General features: G+C 68.8%; 19 protein-coding genes and 1 other RNA gene. 14 read left to right on the top strand and 6 right to left on the bottom strand.

All coding sequences use genetic code 11. The annotated features are described in order from the left end of the window. The first annotated feature begins 58 nt into the window (after positions 1-58). The 3 genes from V7Z82_RS15685 (at position 59) to V7Z82_RS15695 (ending at position 1,963) form a co-directional block, all read left to right on the top strand. Entirely contained in the window at positions 59-424 is a 366-nt protein-coding gene (locus V7Z82_RS15685; protein ID WP_334152556.1) for a hypothetical protein, read from the top strand. 291 nt (positions 425-715) lie between these two features. Continuing rightward, on the top strand, positions 716-961 hold the full coding sequence (locus tag V7Z82_RS15690) for a hypothetical protein (RefSeq protein WP_045280156.1): 246 nt from the start codon (positions 716-718) through the stop codon (positions 959-961). Positions 962-1,012: 51 nt separating this feature from the next. After that, positions 1,013-1,963, top strand: a complete 951-nt coding sequence (locus V7Z82_RS15695) for an L-lactate dehydrogenase (protein ID WP_334152557.1) — start codon at positions 1,013-1,015, stop codon at positions 1,961-1,963. A 9-nt stretch (positions 1,964-1,972) separates the two neighbouring features. Here V7Z82_RS15695 and V7Z82_RS15700 read toward each other — a convergent pair whose 3' ends face one another. Beyond that, a complete protein-coding gene (locus V7Z82_RS15700) occupies positions 1,973-2,737 on the bottom strand; it encodes an SDR family oxidoreductase (RefSeq protein WP_334152558.1) in 765 nt (254 codons plus the stop codon). A gap of 100 nt (positions 2,738-2,837) precedes the next feature. On the opposite strand from V7Z82_RS15700, the gene V7Z82_RS15705 reads away from it, so the two are divergent. Further along, positions 2,838-3,674, top strand: a complete 837-nt coding sequence (locus V7Z82_RS15705; RefSeq protein ID WP_334152559.1) for a helix-turn-helix transcriptional regulator — start codon at positions 2,838-2,840, stop codon at positions 3,672-3,674. A 25-nt stretch (positions 3,675-3,699) separates the two neighbouring features. Here the strand turns inward: V7Z82_RS15705 and V7Z82_RS15710 are convergent, their stop codons facing one another. After that, positions 3,700-4,548 (bottom strand): aldo/keto reductase, encoded by an 849-nt coding sequence (locus V7Z82_RS15710; protein ID WP_334152560.1) that lies wholly within the window; start codon positions 4,546-4,548, stop codon positions 3,700-3,702. Between the two features lie 42 nt (positions 4,549-4,590). Between V7Z82_RS15710 and V7Z82_RS15715 the strand changes: the two genes are divergently transcribed. From V7Z82_RS15715 to rnpB, 4 genes are all read left to right on the top strand, one after another. Continuing rightward, the gene (locus tag V7Z82_RS15715) at positions 4,591-5,013 is read left to right on the top strand and encodes a YchJ family protein (protein ID WP_334152561.1); all 423 of its coding nucleotides are present in this window, start codon (positions 4,591-4,593) and stop codon (positions 5,011-5,013) included. A gap of 36 nt (positions 5,014-5,049) precedes the next feature. Next, positions 5,050-5,784: a zinc ribbon domain-containing protein gene (locus V7Z82_RS15720; RefSeq protein ID WP_334152562.1), complete on the top strand. Its 735-nt coding sequence runs from the start codon at positions 5,050-5,052 to the stop codon at positions 5,782-5,784. Between the two features lie 22 nt (positions 5,785-5,806). Further along, complete coding sequence (locus V7Z82_RS15725; protein WP_334152563.1) at positions 5,807-7,504, top strand: bifunctional 3'-5' exonuclease/DNA polymerase; 1,698 nt, start codon at positions 5,807-5,809, stop codon at positions 7,502-7,504. 25 nt (positions 7,505-7,529) lie between these two features. Further along, positions 7,530-7,886, top strand: an RNA gene (gene rnpB / locus V7Z82_RS15730) — RNase P RNA component class A. 134 nt (positions 7,887-8,020) lie between these two features. On the opposite strand, the gene ppgK is transcribed toward rnpB, so the two are convergent. Further along, positions 8,021-8,767 carry a polyphosphate--glucose phosphotransferase gene (gene ppgK / locus V7Z82_RS15735; protein ID WP_334152564.1) on the bottom strand — a complete coding sequence of 249 codons (747 nt, stop codon included), beginning with the start codon at positions 8,765-8,767 and terminating at the stop codon, positions 8,021-8,023. Positions 8,768-8,836: 69 nt separating this feature from the next. On the opposite strand from ppgK, the gene V7Z82_RS15740 reads away from it, so the two are divergent. From V7Z82_RS15740 to V7Z82_RS15755, 4 genes are read left to right on the top strand one after another with little or no spacing between them, the layout of a single operon-like run. Next, positions 8,837-9,049: a hypothetical protein gene (locus V7Z82_RS15740; protein WP_045280164.1), complete on the top strand. Its 213-nt coding sequence runs from the start codon at positions 8,837-8,839 to the stop codon at positions 9,047-9,049. A gap of 5 nt (positions 9,050-9,054) precedes the next feature. Beyond that, positions 9,055-10,392, top strand: coding sequence for a type I glutamate--ammonia ligase (gene glnA, locus V7Z82_RS15745; RefSeq protein WP_045280165.1), 1,338 nt, complete (start codon positions 9,055-9,057; stop codon positions 10,390-10,392). Between the two features lie 7 nt (positions 10,393-10,399). Next, positions 10,400-13,375, top strand: a complete 2,976-nt coding sequence (locus V7Z82_RS15750) for a bifunctional [glutamine synthetase] adenylyltransferase/[glutamine synthetase]-adenylyl-L-tyrosine phosphorylase (RefSeq protein WP_334152566.1) — start codon at positions 10,400-10,402, stop codon at positions 13,373-13,375. 49 nt (positions 13,376-13,424) lie between these two features. After that, on the top strand, positions 13,425-14,348 hold the full coding sequence (locus V7Z82_RS15755) for a diacylglycerol/lipid kinase family protein (protein WP_334152567.1): 924 nt from the start codon (positions 13,425-13,427) through the stop codon (positions 14,346-14,348). A 53-nt stretch (positions 14,349-14,401) separates the two neighbouring features. On the opposite strand, the gene V7Z82_RS15760 is transcribed toward V7Z82_RS15755, so the two are convergent. Next, complete coding sequence (locus V7Z82_RS15760) at positions 14,402-15,544, bottom strand: AI-2E family transporter (protein WP_334152569.1); 1,143 nt, start codon at positions 15,542-15,544, stop codon at positions 14,402-14,404. Between the two features lie 285 nt (positions 15,545-15,829). Here V7Z82_RS15760 and V7Z82_RS15765 point away from each other — a divergent pair, with 285 nt between their 5' ends. Continuing rightward, the gene (locus tag V7Z82_RS15765) at positions 15,830-16,666 is read left to right on the top strand and encodes an AraC family transcriptional regulator (RefSeq protein WP_334152570.1); all 837 of its coding nucleotides are present in this window, start codon (positions 15,830-15,832) and stop codon (positions 16,664-16,666) included. A 215-nt stretch (positions 16,667-16,881) separates the two neighbouring features. Further along, the gene (locus V7Z82_RS15770) at positions 16,882-17,490 is read left to right on the top strand and encodes a hypothetical protein (RefSeq protein WP_334152571.1); all 609 of its coding nucleotides are present in this window, start codon (positions 16,882-16,884) and stop codon (positions 17,488-17,490) included. A 76-nt stretch (positions 17,491-17,566) separates the two neighbouring features. On the opposite strand, the gene V7Z82_RS15775 is transcribed toward V7Z82_RS15770, so the two are convergent. Together V7Z82_RS15775 and V7Z82_RS15780 are read right to left on the bottom strand one after the other, a co-directional pair. Continuing rightward, positions 17,567-17,839 carry a hypothetical protein gene (locus V7Z82_RS15775; RefSeq protein WP_334152572.1) on the bottom strand — a complete coding sequence of 91 codons (273 nt, stop codon included), beginning with the start codon at positions 17,837-17,839 and terminating at the stop codon, positions 17,567-17,569. A 9-nt stretch (positions 17,840-17,848) separates the two neighbouring features. Then, complete coding sequence (locus V7Z82_RS15780) at positions 17,849-18,331, bottom strand: pyridoxamine 5'-phosphate oxidase family protein (protein WP_334152573.1); 483 nt, start codon at positions 18,329-18,331, stop codon at positions 17,849-17,851. Positions 18,332-18,455: the final 124 nt, after the last annotated feature.

Genomic DNA, 18,455 nt, shown 5'->3' on the forward strand with positions numbered 1-18,455 from the left:
ATCGGATGCTCCGACAGTATCCTGAGCGAGCCGGGGGCGAGCAGGTCGGAGCGCGAGCATGATCGATGAAGAGGATGAGCCGGTCGCCGGGTCGATCGTCATCGAGGTCGAGGCCGCGCCGCAGGGGGTCATGCGCTTCACCTTGGACGCCGAGGGGCCACGACGCGCCTGGTGGACGGTGCTGCTCGCGCACGATGACGCCGTGATGGGAGCTGCGACAACGCCGGAGCAGATGGCGAACCTGCTCGTGCGCGGCAGTATCGACTGCATCCGGCTGAGCGTCCCGAGCCTCGAGGTGGGCGGGTTGACCATGCGACTGGAACCCGGGCCGAACGACAACGCGCAGATCGTCTCCGCCGGTCCGGCTCGGTTCCGTCCCACTGAGTGGGACGCAGCCGTTCATGCGCAGCGGTGCGAAGATTAACGGAACGGGCACCGGAGTGTGATCGGATTTCCTTCATACTCGGGAGTCGGAGACTACCTGTCATGACAGGCGGGTGCTCCGAGGATGTCCTGCAATCCGTAGAGGCGTCGGCCCCGAACCAGGAGTGAGTGGGTGGGCTGACGGCAGCGACGTTCAGCCTTCTTCTGGAGGCAAGGGAAGGGTACGGGATCGAGCGATCGAGTTCCGTGCGGAAACTGGGAAGCCGCGCGCAGCGCAGGTCAGGGGTGGGATCCGATCTGCGGGCAGCACCCTGAAGTGAAGTTGGTAATAGTGCATGACGACGTCCTCCGATCCATCAAAGCCGAGATGCTGCGCGACGCAGCGGCAGAATTCCGTCGTACCGCCGCGGCGGGAGAGAACCCTCAGCTGAACATCGCTGCTGCCTGCATGCTCGAACAGCGGGCCGAGCGCATCGTGGCCGGAGAAGACGACCACTCCATGCTCCCCGTCGACCCTTCCGTGAAGCCGAACCCGGCCGACCTCGCTCCGAGCGAACCGGAGTCGCGCGCCGGCTGATCGTCGGCGCACCGCTGGCTCAGGGTGCGTCCGCACTGCGAGACTGAGCCCATGGAGATCATCGAGAACTCGAAGCTCACGGTCGTCGGCGCGGGAAGCGTCGGATCCAGCGTCGCCTACGCGGCACTGATCCGCGGATCCGCACGGCATGTCGCGCTCTACGACATCGCGACCGAGAAGGTCGAGGCCGAGGTGCTCGACCTCGCGCACGGCACCCAGTTCACCGGGACGAGCGACATCATCGGCGGCAGCGACATCTCGGTGGTCGCCGGTTCGCACGTCGTGGTGATCACGGCAGGGGCGAAACAGCGTCCTGGACAGAGCCGCATCGAGCTCGCCGCCGTCAATGCGGGGATCATCCGCAGCATGATGCCGCAGCTGCTCGAGGTGGCGCCCCACGCGATCTACGTGATCGTGACCAATCCGTGCGATGTGCTCACGGTGATCGCGCAGCAGGAGACCGGGCTCCCGCCCGAGCGCATCTTCGCCTCAGGCACGGTGCTCGACACATCCCGGCTGCGCTGGAAGCTGGGCGAGCGCGCCGGCGTCTCGACCGCGAGCGTGCACGCCCACATCGTCGGCGAGCACGGCGACACCGAGTTCCCGCTGTGGTCGAGGGCGACGATCGGAACCGTGCCGATCCTGGAGTGGGAGGCACCGGGGCATCCGCTGATCAGTCGCGAGGAGCTCGATGAGATCGCCGTCGACGTCCGCGACGCCGCATACAAGGTGATCCAGGGGAAGGGTGCGACCAACTACGCCATCGGCCTGTCGAGTGCCCGCATCGTCGAGGCGATCCTCGGCGATGAGCACGCGGTGATGCCGGTGAGCACGGTGCTGCGCGACTTCCACGGAGTGGACGGCGTGGCGCTGTCGGTCCCGTCGATCGTGAGCGCGCAAGGAGCGGTACCGATCCGCAACACCACGTTCTCCGACGAGGAGCTCGCGCTGCTGCGGCGTTCGGCGGATGCCCTCGCCGACGCCGCAGCCTCCCTCCGCTGAGGCGCGCGCCTACTTGCCGTGCGGATCCGTGCGGTTGAGCGCGTCGACGACCTGGGCGTAGTCGCCCCGCGCTTCGCCGTAGCGGAGGAACTTCACGCGCTCGACCTGGATCTCGGTGGCTGAAGGCTGCGTCTCGATCAGCGTCAGCACCTCGTCGATGAACTCGCCCAGCGGCATCGCCGACTCGTTCTCGGCGTGCCCGGGCATCAGATCAGTCCGAACGGCCGGCGGCTCGAGTTCGAGGACCGACACGCCGGTGCCGACGAGCTGCAGCCGCAGCGACTCGCTGAGCATGTGGATCGCCGCCTTGCTCGCGTTGTAGCTCGGCGTGACCTTCAGTGGTGCGAACGCCAGCCCGGACGAGACGGTCATGATCGTCGCATCCGGCTTGCTGCGCAGGTGTTCGATGAACGCGCCGATCAGGCGGATCGGACCGAGGACGTTGGTGATGATCGTGTCCTCGGCGCTGTCGAGGAAGCCGGCCGGCTTCGTCCAGTCCTCCGCACGCATGACACCGGCCATGGCGATCAGGACGTTCAGGTCGGGGTGCGCCGCGAGCACCTCGCGGGCGGCGGTGTCGATGCTGGCTGGGTCCGTCGTGTCGATCTGCACGGTGTGCAAGCCGGTGTCCCGTTCCGCGATCTGCTGCAGGAGCTCCTGGCGGCGCCCGCCGACGATCACCGTGTTGCCTGCATCGCGCAGCCGCTGCGCCAGTGCGAGTCCGATGCCGCTCGTCGCGCCGGGGATGAAGATGGTGTTTCCGCTGATGTTCATGACTCCACTCTCTGCGCGCCGGAGTCGCGGCTCCAGAGATCGCTCATCCAGGGATCGGCGATCCCTGGAACGCGGCGGAGGGACGGGGGATACTGCAGGAGTGGATCGAGACGCACTGGCCGAATTCCTGCTCCGGCGCCGAGAGGCGCTGACCCCCGCCGACGTGGGGCTGAGCGCCGGTCCGCGGCGCCGCACGGTCGGACTCCGTCGTGAGGAGGTGGCCCAGCTCGCCGCGATGTCGACCGACTACTACACGCGGCTCGAGCAGCGACGTGGTCCGCAGCCGAGCGTGCAGATCGTGTCGTCGCTCGCGCGCGCGCTGCGTCTCACCTCGGACGAGCGCGACTACCTGCATCGGGTCTGCGGCTATCCGGCCCCCGATCGCGCGGTGTTCACCGACTATGTGCGTCCCGGCATGCTGCGCGTGCTCGACCGGCTGCACGACACCCCGGCGTTCGTCGTCTCGGCGCTCGACGAGGTGCTGGTGCAGAACGATGCGGCCAGGGCGCTGCTCGGCGACGCCAGCCACCTCACCGGCCTCGAGCGCAGCGGGATCTACCGCTGGTTCGCCCGGCCGGAGACCGAACGTCAGCGCTATCCCGAGTCGGATCACGCCAGACAGAGCCGCTCGCTCGTCGCCTCGCTCCGCGCGGCGCACGGTGCCTGGGGTGCGCGCTCCCGCGCGGGCGAGATCGTCGCGGCGCTCACTGCGGTCAGTGCTGAGTTCGCCCAGTTGTGGCAGATCCACGAGGTGCAGCGGCGCTTCGAGCACCACAAAGTGCTGATCCACCCGGAGCTCGGCGAGATCGAGGTCGACTGCCAGGCGATGTTCACCGAGGACGAGTCCCAGGCGCTGATCGTGCTGACCGCTGCGCCTGGCAGCGAGGCCGAGAGCAAACTCGAACTCCTCAGGGTGCTCGGCACGCAGAACGTCTGAGCTGCCGGCGGAGGCTCGACCGAGGTCAGGACTCCTCGTGGGTCCTCGGATCGGCGTCGAACAGGCGGCCGTCAGCGCGCCCGAGGGCGGTGATGGCAGCGACCTCCGCATCGTCGAGCACGATCTCCGCCGCGGCCAGGTTCGTCGTCTGGTGCGCGAGCGACGAGGCCTTGGGGATCGAGACGACACCGCGAGCCACATGCCACGCGAGGACGGTCTGTGCGGCGCTGATGCCGTGGGCTGCGGCGACCTCGGCGATCACCGACTCATCGAGGAGCTCTTTCGCGCGTCCGAGCGGGCTCCACGCTTCGGTGAGGATGCCGTGCTCGCGGTGATACGCGAGCTGCTCCTCCTGTGGGAAATACGGGTGCAGTTCGATCTGGTTGACCACCGGGCGGACACCGGTCTCGCGTTCGATGCGCTCGAGGTGCTCCGGGAGGAAGTTCGAGACGCCGATCTGCCGCACGACGCCGCGCTGCTGCGCGTCGACGAGGGCGGCCCATGCCTGCACGTACTCGTCCTGGCTGGGGTTCGGCCAGTGGATCAGGTGCAGATCGGTGATGTCGAGCCCGAGCCGCGATCGGCTCTCCTCGATGCTCGTCCGTGCCTGCGCCGAGGGGTGGTGGCGACCGGGGAGTTTCGTGGTCACGATGATCTCGGAACGATCGACGTCGACCGCAGCGACACCGCGGCCGACAGAGCCCTCGTTCTCGTAGTTGAACGCCGAGTCCACGAGCCGGTAGCCGGCCTCGATCGCGCCGGCGACGGCATCCGCGCCTGCGTCGCCGTTGAGCGCATACGTGCCGAGGCCGATGGCCGGCAGTGCGAAGCCGTTGTGGGCGGTGAACTGGGGGATGACGGGCTGCGCGGTCACGGTTCTCCTTCTCGACGGGAATCCTCAGCGTACGCTGGTGCGGTGACGACGACGGGCCGGATTGCGCCGGATGACACCCTTCCGGACGACGCCGCTCGGTGCCCCTGCTTCTCCGGCGATCTCTTCGGCGGATGCTGCGGACCACTGCTGCGCGGTGCTGCGGCGCCCACGGCGGAGCGGCTGATGCGTTCGCGCTACACGGCCTTCTCCGTGGGCGATGCCGCGTATCTCCGCGACACCTGGCACGCCTCGACCCGTCCTGACTCGATCGAGATCGAACCCGACCTCGTCTGGCGACGGCTCGTGATCGTGGACCGCGAATCCGGCGGTCCGTTCGACCACGACGGCGTCGTGGAGTTCGAGGCGTTCTGGCGTCAGGGGGAGGAGCGCGGATCCCTGCACGAGCGCAGTCGTTTCGTGCGCGAGGACCGGCGGTGGCTCTACCTCGACGGCGATGTTCGATGACCGGGCGAGCAGCTGCGTAGACGGTAGATTGGAGAGGTGAACTCCAGCCCCGAGAACCAGCGCATCCTGCTCGACATCGCCGACCTCGATCGGCGGATCGCGCAGGCGGAGCGAGCACGGACCAAGCCCACCCAGGCGGCGCGCATCGCCGAGCTCGTCGCAGTGCGCCAGGAGCAGCTGCGCGAACTCACCGCGGCGACGGGAACGCGCGACGATGCCCGCACCGAGCTGACGCGTCTCGAGTCCGACGTGCGGCTGGTCGAGCAGCGGCGCGCACGCGATGCCGAGCGCCTCGCGACAGCGACCAACTCCAAGGAGGCCCAGGCGCTCGAGCACGAGATCGCCAGCCTCACCCAGCGTCAGAGCAACCTCGAGGACGCCGAGCTCGACATCATGGGCCGCGTGGAAGAGGCCGATGCCGCTGTCGCTGCGCAGCAGGCGCTGATCGACACGACGACCGCCGAGGGATCGGCGCTCACCGCGCAGGCGAAGGCCGATGTCGCCGCGGCCACCGAGCTCGGCGCACAGCTCGCTCGCGACCGGGAGGCCGTCTCTGCCCGCATCCCCGCCGAGCTGTTCGCCGAGTACACGCGTCGCGCCGCCAACAGCGCCGGCGCCGCGCTGCTCACTCGCGGCACGTGCGAGGGCTGCCGCATCGTGCTCCCACGCACCGATCTGAGCCAGATCCGCACGGCGCCCGACGACGCCGTCGTCTTCTGCCCCGAGTGCGGATGCATCCTGGTGCGCACCGAGGAATCCGGTCTCTCTTGACCGGAGCCGGCGCGCGACGGGCATGACCGCCGCACCGCCAGCCGAGCGGCGGATCGCGCTCATCGCGAGCGGCGCCGGCAGCTACACCGCCGTCGAACTCGACGAGGACGATGCGGAAGTCCGTCGCGATGTCGTGGCCTCTGCCGAGCTGGCCGAGTGGGTCAGCATGGCCGATGCGGCCGCGCAGACCCGCTGGATCATCCGCAGTGCGCGAGAGACCTACGCGACACTGCTGGCCGACGGCGTCATCCTCAACCGCACCCACGATCTGCTGCTGTGCCATGCGATCCTCCGCGACACGGATGCCGTCGCCCGACCGCTCGCGCCGTCGCAGGCATGGGTGCGCCGCGACCCCACGGATGCCACGCCCTCGCTGTTCGACGCGCTGCATGACGATTCGGCCGGGGATCCGGTCGACGAAGCGCTCGAGCAGTATCGGGAGCAGCGACGCGTGATCGCCGCTGGTCGCGACGGGCGGCTGACGCTCCTGTGCGCCGCCGAGTCGGCGGGCGGGCTGATCGCCGAGGAGATGCGGGTCGCCGGGCTTCCGTGGGACGTGGCCGCGCACGACGCGATCCTGACCGAGACGCTCGGCACCCGTGCCGCTGGTGGCGGGATCCCGAGTCGGATGGCGGAGCTCGGTGCGCAGGTGCGCAGCATCCTCGGTGATGAGACCCTGCATCTCGACAGTCAGCAGAAGCTGCTCAGGGCGCTGCACCGCGTCGGCGTGCACGTCGAGTCCACGAGCCGGTGGGAGCTCGCGGAGCAGTCGCATGCGGTGGTCGAGCCGCTGCTCGCATACAAGAAGATGTCGCGGTTGCTGAGCGCCAACGGCTGGGCTTGGCTTGCCGAGTGGGTGCACGACGGCCGGTTCCGGCCCGTCTACATCCCCGGCGGCGTGGTGACGGGGCGCTGGGCATCGGCGGGCGGGGGAGCGCTGCAGCTGCCGCGAAGCCTGCGCCCGGCGGTGCGCGCCGATCCGGGATGGACGCTGATCGTCGCCGATGTCGCGCAGCTGGAGCCACGGATGCTCGCGGCGATGTCGGCCGACCGGGCGATGGCCCGTGCGGCCCAGGGGCGCGACCTGTACGCCGGTGTCGTCGACTCCGGTGCGGTCGGCACGCGCGAGGAGGCGAAGTACGCCGTGCTCGGTGCGATGTACGGTGCGACGACCGGCGACAGCGGTCGACTCGTCCCGCGACTGCGCAAGGTCTATCCGCGGGCGATGGCGCACGTCGATGCAGCAGCGCGCACGGGTGAGGACGGGGGGATCGTGTCGACGTGGCTCGGACGCTCGTCGCCGCGGCCGTCTGCGGAGTGGTCGCGCCTGCAGTCCGAGGCGACCTCCGCCGACGCCGACCCTGCAGTGGTCGCGCTCGCCCGCCGTCGCGCACGGGACTGGGGGCGGTTCACCCGCAATTTCGTCGTGCAGGGCACCGCGGCGGAGTGGTCGTTGATCTGGCTCGCCGAGATCCGCCACCGTTTGCAGCAGATCCCGCCGAGCTTCACCGAGGCCACGGCATCCGGCCCCTTCGCTCGAACCCCGCACCTCGCGTTCTTCCTGCATGACGAGGTGATCCTGCACGTGCCGGAGCAGCACGCCGAGGCAGCAGCCGATGCCGTGCGCGAGGCTGCCGCCGTGGCCACCCGACGGCTGTTCGGTGCCTTCCCGATCGACGTGCCGCTCGATCTGCGCATCGCGATGTCGGCCGAGAAGTAGCCGCGCCGTAGACTGGATGCGCGAATGGGTCGACTGGACGGCCGCGTGGCGGGCAACCGCACCGAGGAACGTCCGGGCTCCTCAGGGCAGGACGGTGGGTAACGCCCACCCGGAGCAATCCGCGAGACAGTGCCACAGAGAGTAGACCGCCCCGCAAGGGGTAAGGGTGAAAGGGTGGTGTAAGAGACCACCGGGGGCCATGGTGACATGGCCCGCCAGGTAAACCTCGTCCGGAGCAAGGTCAGACAGAGGATGTTGACGCGGCTCGCCGAGTCCTCGGGTAGACCGCTGGAGCGCCACGGCAACGTGTCGCCGAGAGAGATGGCCGTCGAAGGGGCGAAGAACCCCGGAACAGAACCCGGCGTACAGGTCGGCCCATTCGCCTCACACCGACGAAGGCCCCGATGACTGCAGAGTCATCGGGGCCTTCTCGTCCGGGTCCCTGAGCTCCTCTGAGCCCCTGAGCTCGTCCGCGTCCCTGAGCTCGTCTGGGTCCCTGAGCCTGTCGAAGGGGAATCAGTCGCCGGCGAGGGATGCCGCGCCGATGATGCCCGAGTTGTTCCGGTGGATCGCCGGGACGATCGGGGTCTTGAGCTCGAGGAGCGGGAGGAAGTCGCCGGCGTTCTTCGACACGCCGCCGCCGACCACGAACAGGTCGGGGCTGAAGAGGAACTCGATGTGCGAGTAGAACGCCTGCAGGCGCTCCGCCCACGCGGCCCAGCTGAGGTTCTCGCGCTCGCGCGCCGAGGTCGCCGCCCACTGCTCGACGGACTCGTAGGTGCCGAAGTTCAGGTGGCCGAGTTCGGTGTTGGGGATCAGGACCCCGTCGTAGAGGAAGGCCGAGCCGATGCCGGTGCCGAGCGTGGTGAGCAGGGTGAGGCCGCGGACGTCCCTGGCTGCGCCGTGACGGGCCTCGGCGACGCCGGCGGCATCTGCGTCGTTCACGAAGACGATGTTGCGACCGAGGCCGTCACGGAAGAACCGCTCGGCGTCGAAGTCGACCCATTCCTTCGAGACGTTCGCCGCCGACAGCGTCTTGCCGCGCTTGACGATGGCCGGGAAGGCCACGCCGAGGGGCAGCGTCGAGTCGTGCACGTCGAGCGTCTTCAGGACCGTCTGCACCGCGTTGAGGACGTCCTGCGGCGACGCGCCGTTCGGAGTGGGAACGCGTACGCGATCCGAGTCCATCGTCCCGTGCGTGAGGTCGACGATTCCAGCCTTGATTCCCGTGCCGCCGATGTCGACGCCGATCGCTTTTGCCATGGGGGATAGCTTAGCGACCACGGCGTACGCCAGTAGGATCGGAGTCACCACGTGAAGGAGGGACAGATCATGTCTGACGGTGACAGCAAGTACTGGTACAACCTGGAAACGAAGCAGGTCGAGTTCGGCATGATCTCGCCCTCGGCCGACCGGGTCGGTCCCTTCGACACCGAGGCGGAGGCCACCCGTGCCCCTGAGGTGCTGAAGGAGCGCTCGCGCGCATGGGCCGAGGAGGAAGCAGCCGAGTCGGGCTGGGACTCCAAGAGCCAGAGCGCCGAGTAGTGTCCATGGACAAGCAGAGGGATTTCGTCCTGCGGACGATCGAGGAGCGCGGCGTCAAGTTCGTCCGTCTCTGGTTCACCGATGTGATCGGCACGCTGAAGTCCGTCGCGATCGCTCCGGCCGAGGTCGAGGGCGCATTCGCCGAGGGAATCGGTTTCGACGGCTCCGCGATCGAGGGCCTCACCCGCACCTACGAGTCGGATCTGCTCGCGCAGCCCGACCCGACCACCTTCCAGACACTTCCGTGGCGCGGCGAGATCGACCCGACGGCCCGCATGTTCTGCGACCTGACCACGCCCGACGGACAGCCGGCGGTCGCCGACCCCCGTCACGTGCTCAAGCGCACGCTCGCGAAGGCGGCCGACGCCGGATTCACGTTCTACACGCACCCCGAGATCGAGTTCTACCTGCTGAAGTCGTCGTCGTTCGGACCGGAGGGCCCGGTTCCGGTGGACTCCGCCGGCTACTTCGACAACGTCCCAGGCGGCACGGCGCACGACTTCCGTCGTCGCTCGGTGCGGATGCTGGAAGACCTCGGCATCTCCGTCGAGTTCAGCCACCACGAGGGCGGACCCGGCCAGAACGAGATCGACCTCCGCTACGCCGATGCGCTCACCACGGCCGACAACGTCATGACGTTCCGCACCGTGATCAAGGAGGTCGCGATCGAGCAGGGCGTCTACGCCACGTTCATGCCGAAGCCGCTCAGCGGCCACCCCGGCAGCGGCATGCACACGCACATGTCGCTGTTCGAGGGCGACCAGAACGCCTTCTACGAGGAGGGCGCGAAGTACCAGCTCTCCAAGACCGGTCGCCATTTCATCGCCGGCCTTCTGCGGCACGCCAACGAGATCTCTGCGGTCACGAATCAGTTCGTGAACTCGTACAAGCGGCTCTGGGGCGGCGACGAGGCGCCGAGCTTCGTCACGTGGGGCCACAACAACCGCTCCGCACTCGTGCGCGTGCCGATGTACAAGCCGAACAAGGGGCAGTCCTCGCGGGTCGAATACCGCGCGCTGGACTCCGCCGCGAACCCGTACCTGGCATACGCGCTCATGCTCGCAGCCGGGCTCAAGGGCATCGAGGAGGGCTACGAGCTCCCCCCGGAGGCCGAGGACAACGTCTGGTCGCTCAGCGACGCCGAGCGCCGTGCGCTCGGCTACTCCTCGCTCCCCGCGAGCCTCGACCACGCCCTCGAGTACATGGAGGAGTCCGAGCTGGTCGCCGAAACGCTGGGGGAGCAGGTGTTCAACTACGTGCTGCTCAACAAGCGCAAGGAGTGGGAGGCCTACCGCGGTCAGGTCACGCCCCTGGAGCTGAAGAACAACCTCGAACTGCTCTGACCTGCGCATGGCCCGCCCGGACGACTCCGTCTCGCTCTCCGCCCTGGCACGGCTCGGTTTCTCCGAGCTGAGCGAGGCCGCGGCTTCGCTGTCGGAGCTGGCTGAGATCCTCGGCTCCCCGCGCGCAGAGATCCTCGATGCCGCGGGGGTCGCGGATCCCGATGCCGCTGTGCGCGGACTGCTCAGGGTCGCCCGGCGGGATGCCGCTCCCGTCAAGGCGCTCCTGGACGACCCCGTCACGCGCCACCGCGCCTGGCGGGTGTTCGGAGCATCCGAGGGGCTCGCAGACTTCTTCCTCCGGCATCCGGACGAGCTCACCGCGCTCTCCGAGCCGATGGAGCACCTGCCGAGTTCGATCGATCTCCGCGCGCGGCTGCTGTCGTCGGTCGATTCGGTCGCCGGCTTCGCGGCATCGGGCGAGGACGCCGCTGTCGTGGCGCTGCGTGTCGCGTACCGCTCCAGCCTCGCGGTGATCGCCGCCTACGACCTCACGCACGCCGATCCGGTCACGGTGGTCGGGGACGTGTCGGCGGCACTCGCGGATGCCGCTGGTGCCGCGCTGGAGGCCGCGCTGGCCGTCGCGCGAACGCGGGTCGGCGAGGCGTATCCGAAGGATGAGGTCGCCGCGACCCGCCTCGCGATCATCGGCATGGGCAAGTCCGGGGCGCGTGAGCTCAACTACGTGAGCGACGTCGACGTGATCTTCGTCGGCGGCACGGTCGACGAGGAGGTCGTGAGCGAGGCGCGGTCCATCGACATCGCGACCAGGCTCGCCCGCGAGACCATGCGCGGTCTCAGCGGCATCGAGATCGAGCCGCCGCTCTGGGAGGTCGATGCCGCGCTGCGCCCTGAGGGCAAGCAGGGCGCGCTCGTGCGCTCGCTCGGGTCGCACCTCGCGTACTACGACCGCTGGGCGAAGAGCTGGGAGTTCCAGGCGCTGCTGAAGGCGCGGCCGCTCGCGGGAGACGACGAACTCGGTGCCGAGTACATCGCTGCGGTGCAGCCGAAGATCTGGTCGAGCGCGGCTCGACAGGACTTCGTCGACAGCGTGCAGCGCATGCGGCGGCGCGTGATGGAGCACATCGATCCCGAGGATGCGCCGTATCAGATCAAGCTCGGCTCCGGAGGGCTGCGCGACATCGAGTTCACCGTGCAGCTGCTGCAGCTCGTCCACGGGCTGACCGATGAGACCCTGCGCACCCGCGGGACGTTGGAGAGCCTCGACGCGCTCGTCGAGGGCGGGTACATCGGCCGTGCAGAGGCCGCAGCCTTCGCGCAGGACTACTGCGTGCTGCGTGTCATGGAGCACCGCCTCCAGCTGCGCGAGCTCAGTCGCACGCACCTGATGCCGCGGACACCGGCGGGTCTGCGTGTCCTGGCACGTGCGACGGGTCTCGCCGAGACCGGCGACGGCATCTGGGCACGCTGGGAGAGCGTGCGGCGCGAGGTGCGCGACATCCACACGCGGCTGTTCTACCGCCCGCTGCTGAGCGCGGTCGCCGCGCTGCCGGAAGAGGAACGGACGCTGTCGGCGGCGCAGGCGCACGATCGACTCGCGGCGATCGGGTTCCGGGATCCGGCCGGCGCGCTGCGCCACATCGGCGCGCTGACCACGGGACTGAGCCGCAAGGCGACGATCCAACGACACCTGATGCCGATCATGGTGCGGTGGTTCGCCGACGGCAGCGACCCCGACTACGGCCTCATCGCCTTCCGTCGCATCAGCGAACGGCTGGGGGACACCCCGTGGTTCCTCCGGATGCTGCGCGACTCCTCGGGTGCGGCCGAGAGCCTCACCCGCATCCTGTCGTCGTCGCGGTACATCGGCGAACTGATGGAGTGGATCCCCGAGTCGGTCGCCTGGCTCGACAAGCGCGAGCTGCTGCGTCCGCGTGGTGCGGCCGCGCTCGACGAGGAAGCCCGAGCCATCCAGACGCGGCACGAGTCCGTCGGCGACGCGCTGCGAGCGGTGCGGGCCAACCGCCGGCGAGAGCTGCTGCGTACGGCCATGGGCGCGGTGCTCGACGTGCTGACGATCGAGGAGATCGCGACCGCGCTGACCGAGATCACCGAGACCACGATCCAGGCGGCCCTGCGCGCGGTCTTCCGCGAGGTGGTGCCGGCGGAAGACGCAGCTCTGGACTTCGCGGTGATCGGCATGGGACGCTTCGGCGGGGCCGAGCTCGGCTTCGGCTCGGACGCCGACATCCTGTACGTGTACGACGCGAACGGTGTCGAGCCCCAGCGCGCGCAGGAGCTCGCGACACAGATCGTGACCAGGCTGCGCGAGCACCTCACCGACCACCGTGTACCGCTCGACCTCGACGCGGATCTGCGGCCCGAAGGGCGCAGCGGACCGCTGGTGCGCTCGATCGAGGCGTACACGGCCTACTACCGGCGATGGTCGCTGTCGTGGGAGGCGCAGGCGCTGCTTCGGGGCCGTGGGGTCGCCGGCAGCGCCAAGCTGATCGCGAAGTTCGTCGAGCTGGCCGATTCGATCCGGTACCCCGAGACGGTGGACCAGCAGGGCCTCCGTGAGATCAAGCGCATCAAGGCACGCGTCGAAGGCGAGCGGCTGCCGCAGGGCGCCGATCCTCGTCGGCACCTCAAGCTCGGCCCCGGCACGCTCAGCGACGTGGAGTGGCTCGTGCAGCTGCTGCAGCTGCAGCATGCGCACGCGATCCCGGGCCTTCGGACCACATCGACGATCGCGGCGCTCGACTCGGCCGTCGAGGCCGAGCTCGTGCCGGAGGACGCCGCCGAGCGTCTGTCCGAGGCCTGGCGCCTGGCGAGCCGGCTGCGCTCGGCGATCACGCTCCTCACCGGACAGACCAGCGACGTGCTGCCGGCTGATCGGCGGGAACTCGACGCGATCGCCCGGCTGCTCGGCTATCCCGACCGATCCGCGACCGAGTTGGAAGAGGACTATCTGGGCGTGACGCGACGGTCTCGAAAAGCCTTCGAGCACCTGTTCTACGGATAGCCCGCGCGCCCGAGTTGCAGTATCGGCCGTCGTCGCCCAAGCTGACGCTATGACCCACGCACGCATCGGTATCGTCTGGAACCCCTCGAAGGTCGAGCAGGAGGTTCTGCAGGATGCCGTGACGCGCGTGTTCGGCGATGAGCCGGACATCCGGTGGTGGGAGACCAGTCAGGAGGACCCCGGCCGTGGCATGGCGCGTGAGGCCGTCGAGGACGGCCGGGAGATCGTCATCGCCGTGGGCGGTGACGGCACGGTCCGCGCGGTCGCCGAGTCGCTCGCAGGCTCGGAGACGGCCCTCGGCATCGTTCCGCAGGGCACCGGCAATCTGCTCGCCCGCAACCTCGAGGTGCCGCTGAACAACATCCCCGCCGCGCTCGAGCGGGTTCGCGATGCGGAGCCCCGCCGGATCGATCTGGGCTGGGTGGCATACGACGGGACCGAGCACGCCTTCGCGGTGATGGTCGGCTTCGGCATCGACGCGCAGATGCTGGTCGAGACCGATGACGACCTCAAGTCGAAGGCAGGGTGGCTCGCCTACGTCGAGGCGATGGGTCGAGCGCTGGCCGGCACCGAGATGACCGACATCACCCTCACGGTCGACGGCCAGGAGCCTGTCGCGGTTCGCGGCCACACGATGCTCGTCGGCAACTGCGGCATGGTGCAGGGCGGCATCCGCCTGCTCCCGGACGCCGTGCTCGACGACGGCAAGCTCGACGTGCTGATGGTGAGCGCCGACGGTGCGCTGCAGTGGCTCGACACCTTCCGCTCGTTCGTCTGGGACAACGGCATCCGTCGCTTCTTCGCCGGCGGCAAGGATGAAGCGGTGAGCACCGACTCGGCACGCCACCTCCCTGTGGAGACGATCGGTGTCGAGCTGGAGACGCCGCTCATGTTCGAGATCGACGGCGAGGAGATGGGCGAGGTCACGTCATTCGACGTCCGCGTCCAGGCCGGCGCACTGCTCGTGCGCTGAGACGCGTCGCATGCTGGTCGCTGAGACCGTCCGACGACGGTCTCAGCGACCATTTAGACTGCCGGCTCCGGCGGGACGACCTTGCGGTCCTGTGCGGGGAAGACGACCTTCTGCACGATGATGATGATGCTCGCCGCGACCGGGATCGCCACCAGGGCTCCGAGGATCCCGCCGAGCGCGCCGCCCGCGACCGCGGCGATCACCACGAGCGCTCCGGGGACCGCGACGGCCTTGCTCATGATCCGCGGCGAGAGCACGTATGCCTCGATCTGCATGTAGACGAGGTAGTAGATGATCGCGATCAGCGCGGTGATCGGGCTGACGAAGAGGCAGATCAGCGAGTTGATGATCGAGGCGCTGAGCGTGCCGACCAGCGGGATCATCGAGCCGATGAAGGCGATCAGAGCGAGGAGGGCCGGTACCGGGGCGCCGATGATGCTGAGCACGATCAGGCTCAGCACGCCGTTCACGAGCGCGAGGCTGGCCTGACCCATGACATAGCGGCCGACGGCCCCCGACACGTCCTCGAGCAGTCCGCTGAACGTCTCGCGCTGGTAGGCGGGCACGAAGCGGGCGGCGACCTTCTTCATGCTGCGCAGCGACGCCATGAAGTACAGCGTGAGGATCAGCACGATGGTCACGCCGGTGAAGCCGCCGGCGATCCCGGCGCCGACGGCGAAGACGCCGCCGCCGATGTTCGCCAGGTTGCCGGGGTCCTGCAGGAAGGAGAGGATGCCGTTCGCGGCATCCTCGAGGGTCGATCCGAACTGATTGTTCAGGTCCTTGAACCAGTCGGCGGCCATGATGTCCTTGACCATCTGCGGACCGTTGTCGATCAGGTTCGTGATCTGCTGGACCAGGATCGGCACGATGGCGAGGATGATGCCCGCGAACGCCAGGACGACCACAGCGACCACGATCGCGACCGCGGCCGGTCGGGGGAGCTTCCGCTCGATGAACGACACGATCGGGTCGAGGCCGAGCGAGAGGAAGATCGCGACGCCGATGTAGACCAGGACCGTGGCCAGCTGGTCGACGATGCCGCCGATCACGAGGGCGACGAGGACGCCGAGTGCACCCATCAGACCCAGCATGAAGGGATTGGTCCGTGCCAGTGCGGCGACCGATGCGGGTCGCCTGGTCGCGGCCGGAGCACTCACGTGTTCGGTCTTCGCGTTCTCGGTCTTGCGGCGCATGGTTCCCTCACTCTGTCGGTCCGGACCCCTCAGTTGATCACCGGAGTCCGACCCGGTCAAGCAAGCCACGCCGACGCTGTCCGCCGACCTGTCATCGGAGGCTCGACATCTGCGATCAGAGCAGCGTGCCGATCCCCTAGGCTCGGGGATGGCCCTCACCCGAAGGGGGCTGTGATCGCGGATGAGGGGATCCGCGGTCGATCCGCCTGGGGAGGGTCACATGAGGCTGTCTGTTGCGCGCGCTCGTACCATTCACGCTCTGCCGGACGACGGTGCGTCGTGCCGGTGACGCGAGCACGAACGCTGGCCATGTTCGGCAGCGTTCGCATCCGGGAATTCGTCCGCGGGCGCGATGACGGCCGGTCGCGGCTCGACCGTGTCGCAGGGATGGTCGGTCTGCACAGCATCCGCTCCGGTGGCATGGAGATCGACACCTCGTCCGGCCGCGTCCGGCTCGGTGCGAACGAGGCGTTCCTCTTCGGGCATGACAGCGCCCTTCGAGCGGCTCCGCTTCCGGAGCTGCGGCTGCTGTCGATCGTGATCCCGGCTGAGGTGCTGACCGGTGTCGACGTTCCCGGACCGGGGGAGATCCGCTCCGTGTCTTCGGCCAGCGCCCTGCTCGATCCGGCACTCGCCTTCGCTGAGCGCGCTGCTGAGCTCGATCCGGAACCGGTCAGCGGCTTCGGCAGCTACTACTTCGAGCGGCTCCTCCAGGAGATGGTCATCGGCGTGGCAGTCGAGGGGGCCAAGGTTCCGCAGAAGGCGCCCAAGGCAGACATCTACCTGAGCGCGCTGGCGATGATCGCCGCGCAGCGCGAAGACCCTGCGCTGGCGCCGCACATGATCGCCGACCAGCTCGCGATCTCGATGCGGCAGCTGCAGCGTGCCTTCCGCTCGCACGAGACGACGCCCGAGCGGCAGATCCGACGGGCGCGGGTCGAGCACGCGGCGACGCTGCTCGCGGACCGCGTGTACGACGCGCTCAGCATCGCGGAGATCGGACGCTACGCGGGGTTCGCCGACGGTTCCAGCCTCGCTCGTGCGATGGCGCAGGAAGGACATCGATCGCCCGCTTCCCTGCGTCGCGCTTCACGGTCGGCAGACGGGGTCGCGACGGGCTGACGATACCCAGAACGACGAACGACGGGTCCACAGCGACAGAGTCGTCCACTCTCGTCGCGAGGGCGGATGCGGACGCCACCATGACTCCCGGAAGACATCTTCCCGGAGATCCCGCCACGACTCGGCACGCGCGACGCCCGTTCGCCGTGCCTCGGCATCGCGCATGCGTGCTCAGGTCGCCGGGGCGTCCGCCTACCCCAGAGGAGAACGACATCATGAGTGTCAACGAGCACGAGATCGAGTGCGGCGCGGGAATGAAGCGCCGCACCGTCATCAGGGCAGCGGCGTGGTCCGCGCCCGTCATCGCCGTCGCCATCGCCACGCCGATGGCCGCAGCCAGCGTGGCCGCGCCGCTGACCGCACCGGGAGGCGGCCTGTCCGAGTGGCAGGGCAGCACATCGGTCGGCACGTGGACCGTGACGCAGCCGAACCGGGTGCAGGTCAACACCGGACAGAGCGTCGGCTTCAACGTGCTCAACCCCGACACCGGTGATGTCGAGCCTGCAGGAAAATTCACCTCGGGCGGCATCACGGTCACGGTGCAGTGGGGTGCAGGCAACGGCGTCACCAACCCGACGAGCTATCGCCTCGAGGAGCGCACGCTCAACGGGTGGACGCGTCTCGGCGCACTCCCCACTGAAGGCGTCAGCGGCACGGTGCAGTACGTGTACACCGGCATCCTGAACGGCGCCTCGAACCTCGTGCAGCTCCCGGTGGTGTGGCTCTACCCCTCCGCCGGCGGCGTGCTCACCGCCAGCTACGTGAACACGTCGCTGTCGGCCGAGTACCTGAGCGAGAAGACCTCGGGCGCCCGCGTTCCCTGAGCTCGAACCACCCAACAGCACGAGCCCCGCATCGGATGCCGATGCGGGGCTCTTCGCATGCCGGTGCGTGCGGCGGTCAGTCGTGCCGGACCGAGAGCATGCGCCATCCCTCGGGAACCTTCGCCTCGAGCGCTGCCATGCTCTCGCCCTCGATCTCGGTCGGCGCATCGCGGCGGTCGAAGGTGCCGACCACCGTGCGGATGCCGCCGGCCTGCATCGTGACGCTCGCGGTGGTCATGTCCCAGCCTTCAGGCGCCTGCGCGAGGAGCTGTTCGCGGAGCACCGGGATGTCCGGACCTTCGACGGTCGCGGTGCGGGTCTCGGCGGGGCGGATCAGGGCGAACAGCATCCTCCCAGACTACGGGAGCTCGACGGTCTCGTTCTCGGCGTCGAGCGGCTCGCCGGTGATCTTCGACTTGACGAAGCTGAAGATCGACGCGAGCTTGCCGCCGGGGCTGTCCCAGTACTCTGCCGACTCGGCGGAGAACTTCAGCAGGCCGACGTTCGGGTCCTCGGGGCCGTCGGTGAACCAGGCCTCGACCGTGGGGCTCCAGAGTTCCCGGATCTTCGCCTGATCGTCGACGAGCTCGGCAGTGCCCGAGAGCGAGACCCAGGCGTCGTTCGAGCTGAGCGAGACGCCGACGCGCTCATCGCGCTCGATGTCGACCGCGAGCGATGCGCTCTTCGCGATGAGGAACCAGAGGTCGCCGTCGAACTCGGACTCCTGCACGGTGAGCGGGTGCGCGACGAGTCGGTCCTGTGCATTGCGGGTCGTGAACATCGCGAAGCGGAAGTCCTTGATCAGCTCTGCGACGCGCTGGGTGGGGGTGGTGTCGCTCATGGGAGTCGTCCTCTCGAGTGGGGCGGTGGAGACGGAGATCTCAGCATGCCTCTCGAGGGCGACGAGACCGAGGGGGTTGCGGTCCTGAGCTCCCCGCGTTATGCACGCACATCGCGCATGCGAA

This window comes from Microbacterium sp. (assembly GCF_036823965.1).
GTDB lineage: Bacteria > Actinomycetota > Actinomycetes > Actinomycetales > Microbacteriaceae > Microbacterium.